At 51.6% G+C, this 1,385-nt stretch carries 2 protein-coding genes and 1 pseudogene; 1 reads left to right on the top strand and 2 read right to left on the bottom strand.

Annotation, left to right across the window (positions count from 1 at the left end):
• Positions 1-113: 113 nt before the first annotated feature.
• Positions 114-533: a toxin-antitoxin system TumE family protein gene (locus ACR3FF_RS27030; RefSeq protein ID WP_458191175.1), complete on the bottom strand. Its 420-nt coding sequence runs from the start codon at positions 531-533 to the stop codon at positions 114-116.
• Positions 534-537: 4 nt separating this feature from the next.
• Positions 538-1,140 carry a DUF7342 family protein gene (locus ACR3FF_RS27025; protein WP_458191173.1) on the bottom strand — a complete coding sequence of 201 codons (603 nt, stop codon included), beginning with the start codon at positions 1,138-1,140 and terminating at the stop codon, positions 538-540.
• Between the two features lie 127 nt (positions 1,141-1,267).
• Here ACR3FF_RS27025 and ACR3FF_RS27020 point away from each other — a divergent pair.
• Positions 1,268-1,385, top strand: a pseudogene (locus ACR3FF_RS27020) (IS630 family transposase); the annotation flags it as partial.

Genomic DNA, 1,385 nt, shown 5'->3' with positions numbered 1-1,385 from the left:
GTGGACAAATTCACTGAACGCCCAAGAAACAGACATTGACTGGCGATTCACATCCGAAGATGCACGAATCAAACTACGCCGACTTTATCCTACAATTGATAGTTGACAATGCACTAGTCTGCTATCTCGAACGTTTCTCCCCACCGTGCCTGAATATCCGTGATGACCTCACCAAGTACGTCGAAGAAGTCATCAGGATACTGCCGGTCTTCTACATCATCAGTGGCTGCTGCTGGAAACGGATGGTAGTGGTCGCGAGCGTTATGTGGATTTTCGTGTCGATCCCATCGACACTCTTTCCGGTTATCTTCCCACTCTTCTACATAGTGGATGTAGAAATTACCATTGAGCTGTAGCTCGATATCGACATACGCACGCGAAATCTGCTCCGGATACGCTGTTGCATCAAAGACGACCTCGACGGTCGCTGGTTTGTTCGATGGAAACGGGTTGACCTGCGAAACGAGACTGATCTCTCCGAGCTTTCGTGCAACTCTCCGCAGAACCTCCTTGTTCGGTGACTTCCCGTCCATCTGATTAGGAGTGGTTTTCTGAGAATGCGTCTGTGCTAGAATTTGGTTGGCTGGACTGCAGTCGCTGGAAGAACCGAACCATATCCGCAACCTTCACCGTTCCCGTTTGTGCGTTTGGTGTACCGTGTCCGAGTGCCTCGACGAGCCTATCGACTTCTTCACACGCTGCGTTCCACTGTCGAAGATCATCCATCGTCTCATCGAGTTTCTCGTAGCCGTGCTCCTGCGGGACGACTTCACCAGGCGTTTCAACCTCATAGGTCTCTTGGAACGACGAGATCGTGTCACTGAGTTCCGATAGTCGATCGTTTAGCTCCTCGATGGTGTACTCTCGTTGAAGACGATCGATATTCCGCCATTCGAGATACGAGTCGTTCCGGCCATACGTCACTGGATCGTCGCCGATCTTCTTCGCGACGCCCATCTCTCCAAGGAACTCCAGATATTTCCGTGCGGTATCTGGCGCAACTCCTGCCCGGTCTGCGATCTCGGAGACCCGAAGTGGATCGTTCAACTGGAGAATCACATCATAGACCTTCTCGACAGTCGTTCGACTCTCGAGTTCGGTTTCCCACTCCGATGCTAAGTCTCGCGGAGAGTCACTCATCGTACTAATAACTATATTAGTCCACAAGCCTAAATAGTTTTGCTAGTTCACTACTCAGGTTGGTACCACTGCGAATCAAATCTGATCTCCCGTTGAGAGAATCAAGCGGTGTGACTGCGGTTAGGGCATCAGACTTGCTTGCAGCGAACCCCCAGAAGGACACTCCCGCTGGACACTCCATCTGCTGGCCGACGAACTCGTCACCCTCGACGAGATCGACTTCGAGTCGATCTCTCACGAAACCG

This window comes from Haladaptatus ordinarius (genome assembly GCF_054177595.1).
This window is presented reverse-complemented; position numbering and strand designations above follow the sequence as displayed.

What these genes read in the sequence shown, in the direction of transcription:
- ACR3FF_RS27025 (WP_458191173.1), bottom strand. Translation starts at nt 1,140, where the DNA reads ATGAGTGACTCTCCGCGAGACTTAGCATCGGAGTGGGAAACCGAACTC.
- ACR3FF_RS27030 (WP_458191175.1), bottom strand. Translation starts at nt 533, where the DNA reads ATGGACGGGAAGTCACCGAACAAGGAGGTTCTGCGGAGAGTTGCACGA.